Below are 20717 nucleotides of genomic sequence, written 5' to 3'. Positions count from 1 at the left end.
CCCTACGCCTCCACCAGGTAGGAGAACACGCTCTCCAGGGACTCGTCCGACGGCAGCAGCCGGCGGACCCGGATGCCGGAGGCCAGCGCGATCTTCGGCAGCGCCCGGGTGAAGCTGCCGTAGTCGCTGGCCCGGACGGTCAGCCCGTCCCGGGTCACGTCCACCCCGTTCACCGAGGGCTGGCCGATCAGCTCCACCGCCAGCCGCCGGTCGTCGCTGGACTGGACCGCGAAGACGTGCGGCCGGTTGGTCATCAGCCGGCGGATGGTCCGGAAGTCGCCGGAGGCGGCCAGCCGGCCCGAGACGATCACCTGGACCGTGCCGGAGACCTGCTCGACCTCCTCCAGGATGTGCGAGCTGAACAGGATCGTCCGGCCCTGCCCGCCGAGTGAGTGCAGCAGCTCCATCATGTGCAGCCGCTGCCTCGGGTCCATGCCGTTGAACGGCTCGTCCAGCAGCAGCACCTCCGGGTCGTGCACCAGGGCGGCGGCGACCCGGGCCCGCTGGCGCATGCCCTTGGAGTACGTGCCGATCCGGCGGTCCTGCGCGTCGGTCAGCTCGACGAGTTCGAGCGCCCGCCGGGCCGCCGCCTCCGGCTGGGCCAGCCGGTGCAGCCGGGCACTGGCCAGCGCGAACTCGTACGCGCTGAGGAAGTCGTAGACCGACTCACGCTCGGTCACCAGGCCGAGCCGCCGGTAGACCGCCGGGTTGCCCCAGGTGGGTTCGCCGTCCAGCGTCACCGTGCCCTTCGAGGGGGCCAGGAACCCGGCCATCATGTGCAGCACGGTGGTCTTGCCGGCACCGTTCGGCCCGAGCAGCCCGGTCACGCCGGCGCCGAGGCGCATCGACACGTCGTTGACGGCCACCACGTTGCCGTACCAGCGGGAGACCCCGGCCAGTTCCACGTCACTCATTTTGCGGCGACCTTCCGGTAGCGGGCGAGCAGCAGCAGGGTTCCGGCGACGACCATGGCGACCCCGACCAGGCCGTACAGCGGGCCGTACGGGTCGACGTCGAAATCACTGCTCGCCTCGAACGCCCAGTCCCCGATCCCGCCGACCAGGGTGACCGGACTGGCCAGCCAGGCGAGCTGGGTCGCGGCCTCGTACGGCAGCACCGACAGCACCACGACCACCGGAGTGGTCAGCAGGAACGCCCCGACGATCGCCCCGGCCGCGACGGCCCGGCGCCGGACCAGGGAGGCGACCAGCAGCGCCAGCACGGAATAGACGACCGCGTGCACGGCGACGTAGCCGAGCGCCGGCAGGAAGTCACCGAGCTCGTCCCAGACCGCCCCGATGCCGTCGACCATGAAGGCGGCGCCGGCGAACATCACCGTCAGCGGCACGCCGACCGTCAGGAACGTGGCCGAGATCAGCGCGGCCAGCTTGACCAGCGCGTAGTCCGAGCGGTGCAGCGGGCGGGCGAAGTAGAGCGGCAGCACCCCGCTGTGCAGGTCCCGGGAGACGAGTTCCGGCGCGACGATGGCGCAGAAGAAGATGATCAGCACGCTGAGCGCCTCGGGAAACTCGGCGTAATCCAGCGGCGCCTCGCCGATCTGGGCCCGGACCGCGATCAGCACCGCGGCGACCACCCCGACCACCCCGACGATCAGCCACGGGAAGATCTTCGCCTTGAAGGTGCGACCGAGCCCGAAGGCGGTACGCAGGCTGTGCAGGTAGAGCCCGCCGAGCAGGTGTCGCCGGCCGAGCCGGGGACCGTCGTACCGCTGGTATCCGATGTCGTGGATGACCCCGGCCGGGCGGTCGGTCTGCGGGACGTCGAGCGTGGTCATCGTGCGCCCTCCAGGGCCGTGCCGGCACCGGTCGACTCGGGAACCCGGGCCGGGTCGGTGGCGAAGAGTTCGACGACCCGGTGCCGCCGCTGGTCGAGCCGGTGCAGCGGCAGGTCCAGCTCGGCGACCGCGGTCAGGATCAGGTCGTACGTCTTGTCGAGTGCCGAGTCCCGCGCCTGCGCGCCGACCGGCACCGTCCCCGCGTCGAGCAGCGGTACGAGCAGCAGCCGGCCGTCGCGCCGGATCGGGAGGCCGGCGGCGGTGAGCCGGGCGGCCAGTTCGTCGCTGCCCTCGCTCACCTCGACCGAGAGCACCTCGGTCACCGCGGTCATGTCGGCCAGTTGTGCGGAGCGGAGCAGCCGGCCGCCCTCGATCGCGACGAGCGCGTCGCAGATCCGTTCGACCTCGCCGAGCAGGTGCGAGCAGACCAGGACCGAGATGCCGAACTCGGTGCCGATCCGCTCGATCAGGGTGAGCATGGCGTCGCGGCCGGCCGGGTCCAGCCCGTTGGTCGGCTCGTCGAGCAGCAGCAGGTCGGGGTCGTGCACCAGTGCCTGGGCCAGCTTGACCCGCTGTTTCATGCCGGTGGAGTAGCCGCCGACCTGGCGGTAGCGCTCCTCGTAGAGACCGACGTGCCGCAGCGTCTCGGAGGCCCGCTCCCGGGCGGTCGTCTTGGGCAGCCCGCTCATCCGTCCCATGTGCGTGACGAACTCCGCGGCCGACAGGTCCGGCGGCAGGCAGTCGTGCTCGGGCATGTAGCCGACCCGGGCCCGGACCTGGTGCCCGTCCGTCATCGGGTCGAGGCCGAGCACCCGGGCCTGTCCGCCGGTCGGCTCCAACAGGCCGAGCATGATCTTGATGAAGGTCGACTTGCCCGCACCGTTGGCTCCGACCAGACCGACGATGCCCGGCTCGACGGTGACCGTCAGGTCGGACAACGCGGTCACCCGATTGCCGTACGTCTTGGTCAGCGACTGGGTCGCGATCAGTGTCACGCTGCCAGCCTAGGGCCGGTGGCCCGACCGGGAGGTCCGGAAACCACCCTGGAACTACCCCGAATCGGCGAGCGTCGGAGCCGGGCCTCCCCTAGGGGCCGGGGTAGGACTTTCGGCACGACCCGGCGCCGGGTTGGGTAACCTCCTGAAAGCCGAAGACCGAACCCGGCGCTGCCGGACGCGTGGTGCTGTCGATCCGGGCGTCCAAACGGGAGTGGCGGTCTCGACCGATCGGCGGCCGGCTGCGAAACTGTGTGCCGGCTGGCCGGGTAGTTGGGGAGTGCGGATGAGCAACGGGTGGGTGCTGCCCGATGAGTTGCTGCGTGACGCTCCGGCGTACACGCCGCGCCCGTATGAGCTGGCCGACCTGGAGTTGCTGCTCTCCGGAGCGTACGCCCCGCTCGCCGGTTTCATGGGCCGGGCCGACCTCGGCTCGGTGGCCCGGCGCGGCCGGCTCGCCGACGGCTCCTCCTGGCCGGTTCCGGTGACCCTCCAGGTCCCGGCCGACCTGGTCAGCGGCATCGACCTGAACAATCCGGTCGAGCGCGGCCTGGTCCTCACCGACCCGGAGGGGGCACCGACCGCGCTGCTGGAGGTCACCGACCTCTGGCCGACCACCCAGGGCTGGTGCGGTGTCGGCGGCCCGGTGCGCCGGATCGGCGACGGCGGCCACGGCCCGTTCCAGCGGCTCCGCCGGTCTCCGGCCGAGGTCCGGGAGCTGCTGCCACCGGGCCGGGTGCTCGGGGTGATCGCCGACCGGCCGCTGCACCGGCCGCAACTCGCACAGATCGCCCACGCGGTACGGACGCTCGCCGCCCACCTGCTCATCCTGGTGCCGGTCGCCAACACCGGCCCGGACGGGCTGCCGCCGGAGGCGCTGGTCCGGAGCATATTCGGGGCCCGCGACCGGATGCCCCCGGCCACCATCGTCGCGGTACCGATCGCCCGGCGCGGCGACGACATCTGGGACGCGCTGCTCCGGGCCCGGGTGGCCCGGGCCTACGGGGTGACCCACGTCCTCTCCACCACCGAGATGCTCACCGGTGGCGGGCTGCGCATGCTGGTCCCCCGCGAGCTGGCCTACGACAACCGGGACGGCCAGTGGCGGTGGCGGGACGACATCCCGCCGCGTAACCGGCGACTGCCGCTGGGGCAGGAGGAGATCGAGGACCTGCTCGACCGTGGCTTCCCGCTGCCGGAGTGGCACACCCCGCCGGCGGTCGCCAAGGAGCTGACCCGGGCCCGGCCGCCCCGCCGGCACCGGGGACTGGTGGTCTTCCTCACCGGGCTCTCCGGCTCGGGCAAGTCGACCATCGCCCGGGGCCTGGCCGACGTGCTGCGGGAGAGCGGGGACCGCACGATCACCCTGCTCGACGGTGACGTGGTCCGCCGGGAACTCTCCGCCGGGTTGGGCTTCAGCCGGGCGGACCGCGACCTGAACGTACGCCGGATCGGCTGGGTCGCCGCCGAGGTCGCCCGGCACCGGGGCCTCGCCATCTGCTGCCCGATCGCCCCGTACGCCCGGGCGCGGGCGACCGCCCGGGAGATGGCCCGGGCCGCCGGGGCCGGTTTCGTACTGGTGCACGTCGCCACCCCGCTGGAGGTCTGCGAGCGGCGGGACCGCAAGGGCCTGTACGCGCGCGCCCGGGCCGGCCAGCTCACCGGGATGACCGGCATCGACGACCCGTACGAGGAGCCGACCGACGCCGAGCTGGTGCTCGACACCACCGACCTGACGGTGCAGGAGTGCGTGCACCTGCTCTTCGCGCACCTGACCGAGACCGGCTGGGTCGAGCCCCGCCTTCAACAACTGTAAGGAAGGGCCCCCTCTCATCGCATTCTGATCCAGAAGGGCCCCCTCCTGACACCTCACGCACACCCACGCGCGCTAGTGTTCGTATCTGTTGGATCACGTGCGAGCGCGTTGGAGGCGGTGTGGGCGGTCTGGTGCCGAACGTCGAGGGCCTGAGCTACGGCGGGGACTACAACCCGGAGCAGTGGCCCGAGGAGGTCTGGCCGCGGGACGTGGCGCTGATGCGGGAGGCCGGGGTCAACCTGGTCACCGTCGGCGTCTTCGCCTGGGCCTGGCTCGAACCGGCTCCCGAGCGGTACGACTTCGACCGGCTGGACCGGATCATGGACATGCTGCACGCCGGAGGGATCGGGGTCTGCCTGGCCACCGCCACCGCCTCCCCGCCGCCATGGTTCTCCCACACCCACCCGGAGACGCTGCCGGTGGACGCGGACGGGCGGCGGCTGACCTACGGCAGCCGGCAGGCGATCTGCGCCAGCTCACCGGTCTACCGCCGGGCCGCCCTGGCGCTGACCGAGCAACTCGCCCGACGCTACGCCACGCACCCGGCGCTGGCCGCCTGGCACGTGCACAACGAGTACGCCTGCCACAACGCGCACTGCTACTGCGACACCTCCGCCGATGCGTTCCGCGACTGGCTGCGGCAGCGGTACGGCGACCTCGACGCGCTGAACGCGGCCTGGGGTACGGCGTTCTGGTCGCAGACCTACACCGACTGGGCACAGGTGCAGCCGCCCCGGGCCACCCCGACCTCCTCGAACCCCGCACAGGTGCTGGACTTCCGGCGGTTCAGCTCCGACGAGCACCTGGCCTGCTTCACGGCCGAACGGGACGCACTGCACCGGCTCTCCCCCGGCGTACCGGTCACCACCAACCTGATGACGGCGAGCTGCGTCAACCTGGACTACTGGGCCTGGGGTCGGGAGCTGACCGGCCCGGACCGGCTGCTCTCCAACGATCACTACCTGCTCGGCGAGCACCCGCTGGAACCGCCGGCCCAGATCGCCTTCGCCGCCGACCTGAGCCGGTCGCTGGCCGGTGGCCCGTGGCTGCTGATGGAGCACTCCACCAGCGCGGTCAACTGGCAGCCGCGCAACCTGGCCAAGCCGGCCGGGCAGCTCGTCCGGGACGCGCTGGCACACGTCGCCCGGGGCTCGGAGGGTGCGCTCTTCTTCCAGTGGCGGGCCAGCCGGGCCGGTTCGGAGAAGTGGCACTCGGCGATGCTGCCGCACGCCGGCACCGACTCGAAGATCTGGCGCGAGGTGGTCCAGCTCGGCCGGCACCTGCGGGCGCTCGCCGAGATCGAGGGCTCCCGCACCGAGGCGGAGGTCGCGGTTCTGCTGGACTACTCCTCCGTCTGGGCCCAGGAGGCGGCGAACCAGCCGAGTACCGACATGGTCGCCTTCGACGAGATCCGCCGCTGGCACAGCGCGCTCTGGCGGGCCGGGATCACCGCCGACCTGGCCGCGCCCGGCGCCGACCTGACCGGCTACAAACTGGTACTCGCCCCGGCGCTCTACCTGGTCGACGACGCCGCGATCGGCAACCTGACCGGGTACGTCCGCTCCGGCGGCACCCTGGTGGTCGGCCCGTACAGCGGGCTGGTGGACGAGTGCGACCGGGTCCGTCCCGCCCCGCTGCCGGGCGCCTTCGCCGAGCTGCTCGGCATCCGGGTCGAGGAGTTCTTCCCGCTCCCCGCCGGCGGCACGGTACGCCTCGACGACGGCACCTCGGCGGCGGTCTGGACCGAGGCGCTCGCCGCCCCCGACGCCGAGGTGCTGGTCAGGTACGACAACGGGCCGGTCCCCGGCGGTCCGGCGATCACCCGCCGGGCCGGCGCCGCGCACGCTGCGGACCCCTCGGCCGGGGAGGGCGGGGCGGCCTGGTATCTCGGTACCCGGTTGGAGCAGACCGCGCTGGGCCGGCTGCTGGCCCGGATCGCGGACGACGCCGGTGCCGCCGCGGCCGCGCCGGCGGTACCCGGGGTGGAGCAGATCCGGCGTCGGCATCCGGACGGCCGGTCGTACCTCTTCCTGCTCAACCGCTCCGACCGGCCGGCCGAGGTCGACGCGGCCGGTACCGACCTGCTGACCGGCGTCCGGTGGGCCGGGCCGACCCGGGTCGAGCCGTACGGCGTCGCGGTGCTGGCGCAGCGGCCGGAACCGGCCGGGACCGCGTGATGCTGGCCCAGCAGCGCCAGGCGGCCATCCTCGACCGGGTCCGCACGGCCGGCGGGGTCCGGGTCACCGAGCTGGCCGGCGAGTTCGGCGTCTCCGACATGACGATCCGGCGCGACCTGGAGGCGCTGGCCGAACGCGGCCTGCTGGCCAAGGTGCACGGCGGGGCGACCACCGCCCGGCCCGGTTCGACCGACGAGCCGGGCTTCGCGGCCAAGTCGGTGCGGCAGCGGGCCGAGAAGGCCGCCATCGCGGCCGAGGCCGCCCGGCTGGTCACCCCCGGGATGGCGGTCGCGCTCTCCGCGGGTACGACCACCGCCGAACTCGCCCGCCGGCTGGTCGGGGTGCCGGCGCTGACCGTGGTCACCAACTCGATCCCGGTCGCCGAGATCCTGTACCGGTCCGGCCGGCCGGACCAGACCGTGGTGCTCACCGGCGGGGAACGCACCCCGTCCGACGCGCTGGTCGGGCCGGTGGCGGTGGCCACCATCCGCTCGCTCCACCTGGACCTGGTCTTCCTCGGCGTGCACGGGATGAGCGAGCGGGCCGGGTTCAGCACCCCGAACCTGCTGGAGGCGGAGACCAACCGGGCGCTGCTGGCCGCGACGGACCGGCTGGTGGTGCTGGCCGACTCCACCAAGTGGGCCACGGTGGGGATCTCGTCCTTCGCCGAACTCGGCGAGGCGCACACCCTGGTCTGCGACACCGGCCTGCCCGAACCGGTCCGGGAGATCCTCCGGGCGCACGTGCCGGAACTACTGCTCTGCGAGGTGACGTCGTGAGGCGGATGGCGGTCAAACTGGCCGACGGGCGCGAGCTGATCTACTTCGACGAGCACCCGGACGCGGTCCGGGAGGGGCCGGACCGCCGCGACCTGCCGCTGCCGCCGCCGGCCTCGCAGCTCCGCTACGACCCGCTGGTCGACGAGTGGGTCGCGGTCGCCGCGCACCGGCAGGGCCGGATCTTCCTGCCGCCGAGCGACCAGTGCCCGCTGTGTCCGTCCACTCCGGAGCGGTCCAGCGAGATCCCGGCGTACGACTACGACGTGGTGGTCTTCGAGAACCGCTTCCCCTCCTTCAGCGACCGGCCCGGTGACCCGCCCGGCCAGCTCACCCCGTACACGGCGGTCCGGCCGGGGACGGGACGGTGCGAGGTGGTCTGCTTCACCGCCGACCACTCCGCGTCGTTCGCCACCCTGGCGCCGGCCCGGGTGCGTACCGTGCTGGAGGCGCTCGCCGACCGTACCGCCGCGCTGGCCGGACTGCCCGGGGTGGAGCAGGTCTTCTGCTTCGAGAACCGGGGGGTGGAGATCGGGGTGACCCTGCACCACCCGCACGGCCAGATCTACGCGTACCCGTTCCTGCCGCCACGCGGCCGGGCGATGCTGGCGGCCGCGCGGCGGCACGCGGAACGCACCGGCGGACGCAACCTCTACGCCGACGTACTCGCCGCCGAGCGGGACGCCGGGCAGCGGGTGGTACTGGCCAACGAGCACTGGACGGCGTACGTGCCGGCGGCGGCCCGCTGGCCGTTCGAGGTGCACGTCGCGCCGCACCGGCCGGTACCGGACATCCCGGCGCTGGACGACGCCGAGCGGGACGCCTTCGGCCCGCTCTACCTGGACCTGCTGCGCCGGTTCGACCGGCTCTTCGACCGGCCGCTGCCGTACATCGCGGCCTGGCACCAGGCGCCGGTACACGCCGACTCCGGTCTGGCGCACCTGCACCTGCAGGTGTTCAGCATCCGGCGGGCGGCCGACAAGCTGAAATACCTGGCCGGCTCGGAGTCGGCGATGGGGGTCTTCATCAACGACATCCCACCGGAGCGGGCCGCCCAACTCCTGCGCGACGCCGGATGAGGCCGGTATGTCCGACCCGAGTTTGTCGGTGCCGGGCCGTAGGCTCCCCGCCATGACCGACTCGCCCGAACCGGACCGGCTGCACGAGGCGATGGCCACCAGGGTCGCCAGGGCCAACCTGCCCGGCCTGGTCACCGTGCTGGCCCGGGGCGATAAGGTGCGGATCGACCCGATCGGCACGCTGTCGGTCGACGGCACCGCTCCGATGCGCCCCGACACCATCTTCCGAATCACCTCGATGACCAAGCCGGTGCTCGGGGTCGCCACCATGATGCTGGTCGAGGAGGGTCGGCTGAGGCTGGACGAGCCGGTCGACCGGCTGCTGCCCGAGCTGGCCGGGCGCGGCGTGCTGCGCCGGCTCGACGGCCCGCTCGACGACACCGTCCCGGCGGCACGCCCGAGCACCGTCGAGGACCTGCTGACCTTCCGGATGGGACACGGCCTGCTCTTCGAGCCGAGCTTCCAGCCGGCGTACCCGGTCGTCACCGCCACCGACGAGCTGGGGCTGGCGATCGGGCCGCCCGATCCGCGCACCCCGCACGACCCGGACGAGTGGATCCGGCGCTTCGGCACCCTGCCGCTGATGCACTCCCCGGGCGAACGCTGGCAGTACGACACTGCCGCCGAGGTGCTGGGCGTGCTGGTCGCCCGGGCCGCCGGCCGGCCGTTGCCGGAGTTCCTCCGGGACCGGATCTTCGCGCCGTTGGGCATGGTCGACACCGGTTTCACCGTGCCCGCCGCGCACGCCGACCGGTTGGCCGCGTTCTGCGCGGCCGATCCGGAGACCGGCGCCCTGACCGAGCGGGACGTCTCCGGTCCGGGCGCCTGGACGGCACCGCCGACCTTCCCGTCCGGCGCGAGCGGGCTGGTCTCGACCGGGCCGGACTACCTGGCCTTCGCTCGCCTGCTGCTGCACAGGGGGGTGCACCAGGGCCGGCGACTGCTGTCGGAGAAGTCGGTCGAGCTGATCACCACCAACCACCTGACGCCGGAGCAGATCGCCACCGCCGGCCCGATACTCGACGGCTACGGCTGGGGCTACTGCGTCTCGGTCGCTGTCACCCCCGACGAGACGTCCCCGGCCCCCGGCAGCTACGGCTGGACCGGCGGCTACGGCACCGCCTGGTTCACCGACCCGCACCGGGACCTGATCGCGATCGTGTTGACCCAGACCGCCGACTTCCTCTTCGACGGCGGGCTGGCCGAATTCCGGAAACTGGCCTGACCGGGAGCATGGCGGGGCGGTCTACCGACCGAGATCCCGGGCTGCCGAGCCGGGTTCGTGGCTCGGCGGGGCAGCTGCCCTCGATGCCTAGTCGGCGGCGGGCAGGACGACGGTGACCACCAGGCCGCCGCCGGATCGGGGTTCGGCCTCCACCGTGCCGCCGTGTGCCCGGGCGATCGCCCGGACGATCGACAGTCCCAGTCCGGCCCCGGGCGGGTTGCCGGCGAGCCGATCGCCGCCGAGCCGCCGGAATGGCTCGAACAGGCTCGATATCTCGTACGGCGCCACCACCGGCCCGGTGTTCTCCACCCGTACCCGCGCGGTGCCGTCCGGGCCGGTACCGCTGCTGACCCGTACCCAGCCGTGCTCGGGGACGTTGTGCCGGACGCCGTTCTCGACCAGGTTCTGCACCAGCCGTTCGAGCAGCACCGAACTGCCGGTGGTGGGCGCCTCGGCCGCCTCGGTGTTCACGGTCACCGGACCGGGCGGCACCTGCGTGACGACGTGCTCCAGCACATCCGCCAGGTCCACATAGGAGCGTTCGGCCACCTCGTGCTCCGATCGGGCCAGCAGCAGGAGCCCGTCGATCAGCCGTTCGTGCCGGGCGTTGACCGCCAGCAGCGTACTGCCGAGCTGGCGCAGCTCGGGCGAGGTCGAGCCGGGGACCATCACCTCCAGCAGGGTCCGGTTCAGCGTGAGCGGGGTACGCAGCTCGTGCGACGCGTTGCCGATGAACCGCCGCTGGCTGTCGAAGGCGTCGTCCAGCCGGGCCAGCATCAGGTCGAAGGTGTCGGCGAGTTCCCTGATCTCGTCCGGCGGACCGGTCAACGCGATCCGTTCGTGCAGGCCGCGGTCGGCGTCCGGCGCGCTGGCGATCCGCCGGGCCGTCTCGGTGACCCGGTGCAGCGGCTGGAGCAGCCGGCCGGCGATCAGCCAACCGAACGCGGTCGCGGCGGCACCGACCACGACCAGCGCGATCCCGCCCTGGGTGAGCAGCGCCTCCAGGGCGTCCTGTCGGGCCTGGCCGACCATCCGGGTCACCTGCTCCATCTCGTCCGACCACGGCAGCCCGACGTCGTCGCCGCGTACCGAGACGCCGTCGCCGTCGTACCCCGCCGGTGGTGGCGTCGTCTCCCCGGGCGCCGGCCCGACCCGGTTCACCGTGAAGGTGGAGTTCTCCGGCAGCCGCTGCGACATCAGGGCGTACGTCACGCCGAGCAGCAGCAGGCCGGCGAGGAGGAAAAGCCCGCCGTAGACCAGGGTGAGCCGGGCCCGGATGGTCAGCCTGGCCGGCGAGAGACGTCTCACGGGATCCGGTACCCCACCCCGGGCTCGGTGAGCACGATCGGCGGGTCGCCGAGCTTGCGACGCAGCTTGAGGATCGCCATCCGTACCGCGTGGGTGAACGGGTCGGCGTGCTCGTCCCAGGCCTTCTCCAGCAACCGCTCGGCGGAGACCGCGGCACCGTCGGCGCGGAGCAGCTCGGCGAGGACCGCGAACTCCTTACGGGAGAGCGGGACGTACCGGCCGTCCCGGTGGACCTCCCGGCGGTGCGGGTCGAGGCGTACCCCGGCCCGCTCCAGCACCGGCGGTGCGGCCGACCGGGACCGGCGCCCGAGTGCGGCCACCCGGGCGGCCAGTTCCCGGAACGCGAAGGGCTTCGGCAGGTAGTCGTCGGCGCCCAGGGCCAGCCCGCCGACCCGGTCGTCGACTCCGGCGGCGGCGGTCAGCATCAGTACCCGGACCGGGGACTCGTGCCGGACGATCGCCCGGCAGACCTCGTCGCCGTGCACCACCGGCAGGTCACGGTCGAGCACCACCACGTCGTAGTCGTGTACGCCGACCCGCTCCAGCGCGGCACCGCCGTCGTGCACGACGTCGACCGCGTGGGCGTCCCGGCGCAGCCCCTGGGCCACCGTGTCGGCGAGCAGCCGTTCGTCCTCCACCACCAGGATCCGCATCCGCCCATGGTGCACGGGGTCGGGTAACCCGGGTGTCAACGCATTCCGTGACGCCCGGGAAAGGTGCCTCCGGCTCTACTGGGCACGGCCGGCGACCGCCGGTCGGAACGGAGGTGGTACGACGATGCGCACCAGAACCGGTCTGCTGCTCGGTCTGCTGCTGCTGGTCGGCGTGGCCGGATGCGGCGGGACCGACCGGGACCCGGGGATCGCCACGGCCGGCGGTCCCACCGCCAGTGCCAGCGATGGCGGCGGTGGGAAGGAACCGGTGGACGAGGAGGACCGGGCTCGCCGGTTCGGCCAGTGCATGCGGGAGAACGGGATACCGGACTTCCCCGATCCGGAGGTCGAGGGCGGGGCGGTCCGGCTGCGGGCGCCGGAGGGCACCGACCGGGCGAAGATGGATGCCGCGCAGCGGAAGTGCCAGGAGTATCTGCCGAACGGGGGTGAGCCGCCGAAACTCGACCCGCAGGCGCAACAGCGGATCCGGGAGTACTCCCGGTGCATGCGGGAGAACGGCGTACCGAAGTTCCCGGACCCGGAGCCGGACGGCGGGATCCGGATCGAGGGCGGACCCGACCTCGATCCACAGTCGGAAACCTTCAGGTCCGCCGAACGGGCCTGTGCGGGGCACCGCCCGAAGCCGCCCGGCGGCGGCCCGGAGGAGGGCCCGCGGACCGACAGCCGGGACTGACCGCGGACCATCCGGGCCGGTGGGCCGGGTTCGGCGGGCCCGCTCCGGGCAACTCGACGATCCCGGCACCGCCGGCCCCGGACGGGTCGGACAATGACTGGTCATGGAGCAGCGCGTGCACTTCCTCACGGTGGCCACCCGGGACCTGGACCGGGCCCGGGACTTCTACGTCGACGGGCTGGGCTGGACGCCGACCCTGGACGTACCGGACGAGATCCTCTTTTTCCAGGTGGCCCCGGGGGTGGTGCTCGGGCTCTTCGAGGCGGAGGCGTTCGCCGCCGACCTCGGTGCCGGGACGCCGCTGCTGCCCGCACCGACCGGCTTCACCCTGTCGCACAACGTCGAGAGTCCGGCGGAGGTCGACCGGGTACTGGCCCGGGCGGCCGCCGCCGGGGCGACGGTGGTCAAGTCCGGGCAGCGCGCCGCCTTCGGCGGCTACCACGGTTACTTCTCGGACCCGAACGACCTGCTCTGGGAGGTCGCGCACAACCCGGGCTGGCAGGTGGCCGAGGACGGTCGGGTGACGCTGGCCCCGGTCGAGGAGTGACCGTGCGGTACTCGGTCGAGGAGTGACCGCGCGGAACTCGTTGGCGGACCGGAGATGAGGGCGCGGGGGGCCCGGGACAGGGCCCCCCGCAGGGAAGGGACGGCCGGCTGTGCGCAACAGCCGGGAAGACCGTTCCATCCGGTACGGGCCTCTCGCGGCGGCCGTGACCGGGCCGGTCTTCCTGGACGCGACTGGCATCACGTCCACCCTGTGCAACGACGTCACCCCCTGGGCGGTAACGGCGCAAAAGGGACGATCTTGGACGTTCGTCGCTTCACGCGCCGGCCCACGTGAGGTCAGGCGGCGAGCCTGCGGGCCAGGTTGCCGTCCAGGGCGGCCATGAACTCGTCGGTGGTCAGCCACGGGGCGTCCCGGGAGATGAGCAGCGCCAGGTCCTTGGTCATCTGGCCGCCCTCGACGGTCTGCACGCAGACCTGCTCCAGGGTCTCGGCGAACCGGGTCACCTCGGGGGTGCCGTCCAGCTTGCCCCGGTGCGCCAGCCCCCGGGTCCAGGCGAAGATCGACGCGATCGGGTTGGTCGAGGTCTTCTCGCCCTTCTGCCACTGCCGGTAGTGCCGGGTGACCGTGCCGTGCGCCGCCTCGGCCTCGACAGTACGGCCGTCCGGGGTCATCAGCACCGAGGTCATCAGGCCCAGCGAGCCGAAGCCCTGCGCCACGGTGTCGGACTGCACGTCACCGTCGTAGTTCTTACAGGCCCAGACGAAGCCACCCTCCCACTTCAGCGCGGCGGCGACCATGTCGTCGATCAGCCGGTGCTCGTAGGTGATGCCGGCGGCGGCGAACTCCGCGGCGAACTCGGCCTCGAAGACCTCGGCGAAGAGGTCCTTGAACCGGCCGTCGTACGCCTTGAGGATGGTGTTCTTGGTGGAGAGGTAGACCGGGTAGCCGCGGTCGAGCCCGTACCGGAAGGATGCGCGGGCGAAGTCCCGGATCGAGTCGTCGAAGTTGTACATCCCCATCGTGACGCCGCCACCCGGGAAGTTCGCCACCTCCATCTCGATCGGGGCGCCGCCGTCGGTCGGCGTGTAGGTGATGGTCACCGTGCCCGGGCCCGGCACCACGAAGTCGGTCGCCTTGTACTGGTCGCCGTGCGCGTGCCGGCCGATGATGATCGGCTTGGTCCAGCCCGGTACCAGCCGGGGGACGTTGGACATGATGATCGGCTCGCGGAAGACCACGCCGCCGAGGATGTTCCGGATCGTGCCGTTCGGCGAACGCCACATCTTCTTGAGGCCGAACTCCTCCACCCGGGCCTCGTCCGGGGTGATGGTGGCGCACTTGACGCCCACGCCGTGTTGCTTGATCGCGTTCGCCGCGTCGACCGTCACCTGGTCGTCGGTCTCGTCGCGGTACTGGATCGACAGGTCGTAATAGTGCAGGTCGACGTCGAGGTACGGCAGGATCAACTGATCGCGAATCTGCTTCCAGATGATCCGGGTCATCTCGTCGCCGTCGATTTCCACAACCGGGTTCGTAACCTTGATCTTCGCCATCGGCCGGCGCTCCTCTCCGGGTCATCTGCTCTAGCAGTACGAGCGTACTGGATGGCGTCGGGAGGCAATACACTGCCTGCCATGATCAGCTGTTCCGTAGGTCCGATCACCGTCATCGCGCTACCGGACGCCGAGGGGTTGTTCTTCCAACCCCGTACCGAGGCATTCCCGACCGCAACCGCCGCACACTGGCAACTGGCCGACGAACGCGACCCGGGCGCGGTGACCGCCGACGGGCAGTGGCAGCTGCCGTTCCGGTGCTTCGCGCTCCGCTTCGACGACGGTCCGGCGGCCGGCCGGGTGATCCTGGTCGACGCCGGCATCGGCCCCGCCGACGCCCCCGCCCGAAGGTGGGCACCGACCCCCGGGCGACTGCCGGCCGAACTCGCCGCCGCCGGCATCACGCCGGAGCAGGTCGACACGGTGGTACTCACCCACCTGCACACCGACCACATCGGCTGGGCGGTCACCGGCGCGGCCGGTACGCCGTACTTCGGCAACGCTCGCTACCTGCTGCAACGGGCCGAGATCGCGGCCGTTGGCCGGCACGACCCGGCCGGGATCACCGGCTACCTGCTCGACCCGCTCACCGCCACCGGCCAGCTGGACGCGCTCGACGGCGACCTCCGGCTCGCCCCTGAGGTACGGGTGCTGGCCACCCCCGGGCACACCCCCGGGCACCAGTCGGTACTGGTCGAGTACGCCGACCAGACCCTGCTACTCACCGGCGACCTGCTGGTACACGCGTTGCAACTGGTCGCCCCCGAGCTGCCGTACGCGCACGAGGTCGATCCGGTCACCGCCCGGGGCTCGCGGGAGCGGCTGCTCACCGAGCTGGCCGCCCGGCCGGCCGCCACGCTCGGCACCCCGCACCTGAGTACGCCCTTCGTCCCGCTGTAGGACGGTAAGGAAGGGCCCCCGCACAGCGCCTTCTGCTGTAGCGGGGGCCCTTCCTCACCGACTCACATGTTGGCGACGTCGGCCTGCTTGGCCCGGACCGCCTCGGCAGCGGCCTTCAGACTGGCGATCTCGTCGGCGTCCAGCGGCGTCTCCACGACGCGGCGTACGCCCTCCCGGCCGATCTCCGCCTCCACACCCAGGTAGACCCCGGAGATGCCGAACTGCCCGTCGACCCAGGCACAGACCGGCAGGACCTCGCCGGAGTCGGTCGCCACGGCCCGGGCCATCCGGGCGGCGGCGGCCGACGGCGCGTAGTACGCCGAACCGGTCTTGAGCAGCGCGACCACCTCGGCCCCGCCGTTGCGGGTGCGTACCACCAGCTCCTCGATCTGCTCCGCCGGCATCACGTCGCGCAGCGGCTTGCCGTCGACGGTGCTGCGGGACGGCACCGGCACCATGGTGTCGCCGTGCGAGCCGAGGGTGAGAGTACGGACCGAGCCGATCTTGACGCCGAGCGCCTCGGCGACGAAGTTGGTGAACCGGGCGGTGTCGAGCATGCCGGCCTGGCCGAGTACCCGGTTGCGCGGGAACTGGGTGGCGATCTGGGCCAGCGCGGTCATCTCGTCCAGCGGGTTGGAGACGACGATGACGACGGCGTTCGGGGCGTACTTGGCAACGTTCTCGGCGACCTGGCGGACGATCCGGGCGTTGGTCTCCAGCAGGTCCATCCGGCTCATGCCCGGCTTGCGGGGCAGCCCGGCGGTGATCACGACGACGTCGGAGCCCTCGATCGCCTCGTAGCCCTCGCCGCCCTTCCCGGTCGTCACGCCGACGACCTTGGTCTCGAAGCCCTCGACCGGGCGCGACTGGTTGAGGTCCAGCGCGATGCCCTCGGGCTTGCCCTCGATGATGTCGGTGATCACCACCGTGTCGAAGACGTCGTACTCCGCCAGGCGCTGCGCGGTCGTCGAGCCGTAGAAGCCGGCACCGACTACGGTGACCTTTTTGCCCATGGTCGTCCCACTCCCTGATACCCGTCTGGTTATTTCCGGACGGTATCAGTCAGGAGTGTTCGGTTTTGGTCAGGGGCGGAATTGCCTGCCGTCGCTCACATCCGCGTCCGTCGGCGAGCGCCACCGCCGGAGGCCGCCCGGGCCGGCGCCCGTCAGCCCTGCTCGGTTGGCTCCAGCCCGGCCTCGGCCCGCTCCACCACATTGGTCAGCAACATCGCCCGGGTCATCGGGCCGACTCCGCCGGGCATCGGCACCACCTTGCCGGCCACCTCGGCGACCTCGGGCCCGACGTCGCCGGTGTAGCGGCCCTTGCCGTCCGCACCGAGCACCCGGGTGATGCCGACGTCGACCACCACCGCGCCCGGCCGGACCATGTCGGCGGTGAGCAGGCCCGGCACCCCGGCCGCCACGATCACGATGTCGGCGGCCCGGGTGTGCGCGGCCAGGTCGAGGGTGCCGGTGTGGCAGAGCGTCACGGTGGCGTTCTCGCTGCGCCGGGTCAGCAGCAGCCCGAGCGGCCGGCCGACCGTGTTGCCCCGGCCGACCACCGCCACCTCGGCGCCGCGCAGCGGTACGTCGTGCCGACGGAGCAGCTCGACGATGCCGCGCGGGGTGCAGGGCAGCGGACCGGGGTAGCCGAGCACCAGCCGGCCCAGGTTGACCGGGTGCAGCCCGTCGGCGTCCTTGTCCGGGTCGATCATCTCCAACACCCGCTGGGTGTCCAGCTGGACCGGGAGCGGGAGCTGCACGATGTAGCCGTGGCAGGCCGGGTCGGCGTTCAGCTCGGCGATCGTGGCGTCGACCTGCTCCTGGGTGGCGTCGGCCGGCAGTTCGCGGCGGATCGAGGCGATGCCCACCTCGGCACAGTCCCGGTGCTTGCCGTTGACGTACGCCTGGGAGCCGGGATCCTCGCCGACCAGCACCGTGCCCAGCCCGGGCACGACGCCCCGCTCGGCCAGCGCCTTGACCCGGTCGCGGAGTTCGTCCTTGATGCGTGCCGCGGTTGCTTTGCCGTCGAGAAGGGTGGCCGTCACAGGCAGATCGTCTCACGCGGTACGCCCGGCCGAGCCGGCACCCGGCCGGTCGGTACCGGGATCGGTCACTCGGCCAACATCCGGTCGGCCGCGTGGCCGGCACCAGATTCTTACTATAAGTAACCGTGTTGTTAGTCACGCTCAGTGAGATTTTGTGGAGTTGTCCACATTATGGAAGACCCCATCCGGGTGAATCCGGACGAACTCCTGAGTCGGACGCCCGCGACCGGATGCCGATCATCCGCCCGGTTTGCCCCCTCCTGCGCTGGCAAACCGAATTCATCCGACACCTGCCGTGGAGCTGCAATAGCAGCTCAGAGTGGACGTCCGCAAGTCCTGCCCCGGCCTTGTGTTACTGACCCGTAACCATCTAGTTTGGCCAGGCGTCCTGCCTCGACCTACCTTTGCCGAGCGTTGCACAGCGTTACCTCTGTGTGGTGGCGACTGCTCAGCGTAAGGAGACGAGGAGGCTCAATGCAGGTTCGTAGGCTCGCTGCCTGGACCGCCATCCCCCTTGCCGCGACCCTCGGCCTCGCGGCCTGTGGTGGGGGCGGGGACTCGGGGGAGAGCGACCCGAATGCGACGGTTTCGATCCAGATCGCGGAACCGCAGCACCTGATTCCCACCAACACCAACGAGTCGAGCGGTAACCAGGTGCTCTCGGCCCTGTTCACCCCGCTGGTCGGCTACGACGAGCAGAACAGGCCGTTCGAGGTCGCCGCGGAGTCCGTGGACTCGACCGACAACGTGACCTGGACGATCAAGCTGAAGGACGGCTACACCTTCCACAACGGCGAGAAGGTGACCTCCGACAGCTACATCAACGCCTGGAACTACGGCGCCTACGCGCCGAACGGCCAGGGCAACAGCTACTTCTTCGAGAAGATCGCCGGCTACGACGACCTCCAGTCGGTGGACCCGGACGGCGACGGCCCGCAGAAGGCGCCGGAGCCGAAGGCCACCACCATGAGCGGGCTGAAGAAGGTCGACGACCTCAGCTTCACGGTGACGCTGGCCAAGCCGTACGCCGAGTTCAAGACCGTGCTCGGCTACACCGCGTTCTACCCGCTGCCGGCGGCCGCCTTCTCGGCACCCGGAGTGATCAAGGACGACTTCGAGGACGCCCCGATCGGTAACGGCCCCTTCAAGATGAAGGGCACCTGGCAGCACGACGCCAAGGTCGAGGTCGAGCGCTACGACGCGTACCCGGGCGAGAAGCCGAAGATCGCCGGTGCCGAGTTCCGGATCTACCAGCAGCTCACCGCGGCGTACGCGGACGTGCTCTCGGACAACCTCGACGTGAACGTGACCGTCCCGACCGAGAGCCTGAGCACGGCGCCGACGGACCTGGGCGACCGGTTCCAGCAGAGCCCCGCCTCGGCCTTCCAGTTCGTGGCGTTCCCCACGTTCCAGGAGGAGTTCAGCAGGCCGGACGTGCGCAAGGCGATCTCCATGGCGATCGACCGGGACGAGATCAGCAAGTCGATCTTCAAGGAGTCGCAGATCTCGGCGCGCTCGTTCGTCTCCCCGGTGGTTTCCGGCTACCGCGACGACACCTGCGGCGAGGCCTGCGAGTTCAACCCGGCCAAGGCCAAGGAGCTCTACCAGGCCGCCGGTGGACCCGCCGAGCTGAAGATCACCTACAACGGTGACGGCGGGCACAAGGACTGGGTCGACGCCACCTGCAACCAGCTCAAGGCCAACCTGGGCGTCGACTGCGTCGGTACGGCCGAGCCGAAGTTCTCCGACCTGCTGACCAAGGTGGAGAAGAAGCAGCCGGTCGGCCTGATCCGGCTGGGCTGGCTGATGGACTACCCGTCGATGGAGAACTACCTCGGCCCGCTGTTCACCACCAACGGCTCGTCGAACTACTACGGGTACAGCAACCCCGACTTCGACCGCCTGGTGCAGGAGGGCACGGCCGCCGCGACCGCGGACGAGGCGGTCAAGAAGTACCAGCAGGCCGAAGAGATCCTGGCCGCCGAGATGCCGGTGATCCCGCTCCGGTTCGGCCAGAACGTCTACGCGCACTCGTCCCGGGTCAAGAACGTCGAGGTCGACCTCTTCCAGGTCGTCGACATGACCAAGATCGAGGTCGTCAGCTGAGCTGACCGACAGGCCGGTCCGGGCCACCCGGTAATCGGGTGGCCCGGACCGCTTCCCGCGTTCCGACCGCGCGGCGCTTCCCGCGCACCGGACCGCTTCCCGCGCACCGCCCCCCAGCCACCTCACCTCACGGAGAAGGCAAGGATGTTCCGCTACATCGTGCGTCGCCTGCTTCAGATGGTCCTGGCCTTCTTCGGGACCACTCTGATCGTGTACGCGCTGATGTTCGCCGGACAGGGTGATCCCATCCAGGCACTCGCCGGGGAGCGCCCGGTCAGCGAGGCGCAGCGGGCGTACCTGACCGAGAAGTTCCACCTCGACCAGACCGGGGTCGGCGGGTTCTTCTACCGCTACTTCGACTACGTCGGCAACCTGCTCCGCGGCGACCTCGGCGACTCGCTCACCGGCCGGAAGATCACCGACATGCTCGCCCAGGCCTGGCCGGTCACCGTGAAGCTCGCGGTCATCGGGCTGCTGGTGGCGATCCTGGTCGGGGTCACCGCCGGAGTCGTCGCCGGGCTCCGCCGGGGCGGCGTCTTCGACAACGCCACCCTGGCGCTGACCCTGCTGGTCCTTGGCATCCCCACCATCGTGCTGGCGCCGCTCGCCCAGTACTTCCTCGGCGTCAAGCTGCCGCTCTTCCCGCCGACCGCCGGCGCCGACCCCAGCTTCCACGCCCTGCTGCTTCCCGGCATCGTGCTCGGCTCCCTCTCGCTGGCCACCGCGCTGCGGCTGACCCGGACCTCGGTCGCCGAGAACCTCCGCTCCGACTACGTCCGGACCGCGAAGGCCAAGGGCCTGCCGACCCGCCGCATCGTCAGCGTGCACGTGCTGCGGAACTCGCTGATCCCAGTGATCACCTTCCTCGGCGTCGAACTCGGCAACCTGATGAGCGGCGCGATCATCACCGAGGGCGTCTTCAACATCCCGGGCGTCGGGTTCAACCTCTTCCGCGGCATCAGGACCGAGGACGGCCCCCTGGTGGTCGGCCTGGTCAGCGTGCTGGTCGTGGTCTATCTGGTGTCGAACCTCGTGGTGGACGTCCTCTACGCCGTCCTCGACCCCCGCATCCGGTACGAGTGAGG

At 71.5% G+C, this 20717-nt stretch carries 18 protein-coding genes; 10 read left to right on the top strand and 8 right to left on the bottom strand.

Features of this window, described 5'->3' with window-relative positions; genetic code table 11:
- Window positions 1-2 precede the first annotated feature (2 nt).
- From ABNF97_RS16155 to ABNF97_RS16145, 3 genes are read right to left on the bottom strand one after another with little or no spacing between them, the layout of a single operon-like run.
- The gene (locus tag ABNF97_RS16155; RefSeq protein WP_349338997.1) at window positions 3-914 is read right to left on the bottom strand and encodes an ABC transporter ATP-binding protein; all 912 of its coding nucleotides are present in this window, start codon (window positions 912-914) and stop codon (window positions 3-5) included.
- Window positions 911-1795 carry an ABC transporter permease gene (locus tag ABNF97_RS16150; protein WP_130462086.1) on the bottom strand — a complete coding sequence of 295 codons (885 nt, stop codon included), beginning with the start codon at window positions 1793-1795 and terminating at the stop codon, window positions 911-913. Before ABNF97_RS16150 ends, ABNF97_RS16155 begins: the two co-directional genes overlap by 4 nt.
- Window positions 1792-2790, bottom strand: coding sequence for an ATP-binding cassette domain-containing protein (locus ABNF97_RS16145; RefSeq protein ID WP_130462085.1), 999 nt, complete (start codon window positions 2788-2790; stop codon window positions 1792-1794). Before ABNF97_RS16145 ends, ABNF97_RS16150 begins: the two co-directional genes overlap by 4 nt.
- A gap of 286 nt (window positions 2791-3076) precedes the next feature.
- On the opposite strand from ABNF97_RS16145, the gene cysC reads away from it, so the two are divergent.
- From cysC to ABNF97_RS16120, 5 genes are all read left to right on the top strand, one after another.
- Window positions 3077-4606 (top strand): adenylyl-sulfate kinase, encoded by a 1530-nt coding sequence (gene cysC, locus ABNF97_RS16140; protein ID WP_130462084.1) that lies wholly within the window; start codon window positions 3077-3079, stop codon window positions 4604-4606.
- Window positions 4607-4725: 119 nt separating this feature from the next.
- On the top strand, window positions 4726-6783 hold the full coding sequence (locus ABNF97_RS16135) for a beta-galactosidase (protein ID WP_349338996.1): 2058 nt from the start codon (window positions 4726-4728) through the stop codon (window positions 6781-6783).
- Complete coding sequence (locus tag ABNF97_RS16130; protein ID WP_130462083.1) at window positions 6783-7562, top strand: DeoR family transcriptional regulator; 780 nt, start codon at window positions 6783-6785, stop codon at window positions 7560-7562. Before ABNF97_RS16135 ends, ABNF97_RS16130 begins: the two co-directional genes overlap by 1 nt.
- Before the next feature lie 5 nt (window positions 7563-7567).
- The gene (gene galT, locus ABNF97_RS16125) at window positions 7568-8638 is read left to right on the top strand and encodes a galactose-1-phosphate uridylyltransferase (RefSeq protein WP_486484934.1); all 1071 of its coding nucleotides are present in this window, start codon (window positions 7568-7570) and stop codon (window positions 8636-8638) included.
- Window positions 8639-8690: 52 nt separating this feature from the next.
- Entirely contained in the window at window positions 8691-9863 is a 1173-nt protein-coding gene (locus ABNF97_RS16120; protein ID WP_349338995.1) for a serine hydrolase domain-containing protein, read from the top strand.
- Between the two features lie 87 nt (window positions 9864-9950).
- Here ABNF97_RS16120 and ABNF97_RS16115 read toward each other — a convergent pair whose 3' ends face one another.
- Window positions 9951-11171, bottom strand: coding sequence for a sensor histidine kinase (locus ABNF97_RS16115; RefSeq protein WP_349338994.1), 1221 nt, complete (start codon window positions 11169-11171; stop codon window positions 9951-9953).
- Complete coding sequence (locus ABNF97_RS16110) at window positions 11168-11824, bottom strand: response regulator (RefSeq protein ID WP_130462079.1); 657 nt, start codon at window positions 11822-11824, stop codon at window positions 11168-11170. The genes ABNF97_RS16115 and ABNF97_RS16110 overlap by 4 nt, the downstream gene beginning before the upstream one ends.
- Before the next feature lie 124 nt (window positions 11825-11948).
- Here ABNF97_RS16110 and ABNF97_RS16105 point away from each other — a divergent pair, with 124 nt between their 5' ends.
- Window positions 11949-12518 (top strand): hypothetical protein, encoded by a 570-nt coding sequence (locus tag ABNF97_RS16105; RefSeq protein WP_130462078.1) that lies wholly within the window; start codon window positions 11949-11951, stop codon window positions 12516-12518.
- Window positions 12519-12621: 103 nt separating this feature from the next.
- Entirely contained in the window at window positions 12622-13065 is a 444-nt protein-coding gene (locus ABNF97_RS16100; protein ID WP_130462077.1) for a VOC family protein, read from the top strand.
- A 296-nt stretch (window positions 13066-13361) separates the two neighbouring features.
- Here ABNF97_RS16100 and ABNF97_RS16095 read toward each other — a convergent pair whose 3' ends face one another.
- On the bottom strand, window positions 13362-14579 hold the full coding sequence (locus ABNF97_RS16095) for an NADP-dependent isocitrate dehydrogenase (protein ID WP_130462076.1): 1218 nt from the start codon (window positions 14577-14579) through the stop codon (window positions 13362-13364).
- 81 nt (window positions 14580-14660) lie between these two features.
- On the opposite strand from ABNF97_RS16095, the gene ABNF97_RS16090 reads away from it, so the two are divergent.
- Entirely contained in the window at window positions 14661-15479 is an 819-nt protein-coding gene (locus ABNF97_RS16090; protein WP_130462075.1) for an MBL fold metallo-hydrolase, read from the top strand.
- A gap of 62 nt (window positions 15480-15541) precedes the next feature.
- Here ABNF97_RS16090 and ABNF97_RS16085 read toward each other — a convergent pair whose 3' ends face one another.
- Together ABNF97_RS16085 and ABNF97_RS16080 are read right to left on the bottom strand one after the other, a co-directional pair.
- A complete protein-coding gene (locus tag ABNF97_RS16085) occupies window positions 15542-16492 on the bottom strand; it encodes a malate dehydrogenase (protein ID WP_130462074.1) in 951 nt (316 codons plus the stop codon).
- Between the two features lie 152 nt (window positions 16493-16644).
- A complete protein-coding gene (locus tag ABNF97_RS16080) occupies window positions 16645-17526 on the bottom strand; it encodes a bifunctional methylenetetrahydrofolate dehydrogenase/methenyltetrahydrofolate cyclohydrolase (protein ID WP_130462073.1) in 882 nt (293 codons plus the stop codon).
- A 474-nt stretch (window positions 17527-18000) separates the two neighbouring features.
- On the opposite strand from ABNF97_RS16080, the gene ABNF97_RS16075 reads away from it, so the two are divergent.
- Together ABNF97_RS16075 and ABNF97_RS16070 are read left to right on the top strand one after the other, a co-directional pair.
- The gene (locus tag ABNF97_RS16075) at window positions 18001-19632 is read left to right on the top strand and encodes an ABC transporter substrate-binding protein (RefSeq protein ID WP_130462072.1); all 1632 of its coding nucleotides are present in this window, start codon (window positions 18001-18003) and stop codon (window positions 19630-19632) included.
- A gap of 144 nt (window positions 19633-19776) precedes the next feature.
- Window positions 19777-20715 (top strand): ABC transporter permease subunit, encoded by a 939-nt coding sequence (locus ABNF97_RS16070; protein WP_130462071.1) that lies wholly within the window; start codon window positions 19777-19779, stop codon window positions 20713-20715.
- Window positions 20716-20717: the final 2 nt, after the last annotated feature.

Source organism: Plantactinospora sp. B6F1 (assembly GCF_040120695.1).
Taxonomy (GTDB): Bacteria; Actinomycetota; Actinomycetes; order Mycobacteriales; family Micromonosporaceae; genus Plantactinospora.
The sequence above is the reverse complement of the archived record's forward strand: the minus strand, read 5'-3'. Positions and strand labels throughout refer to the sequence as shown.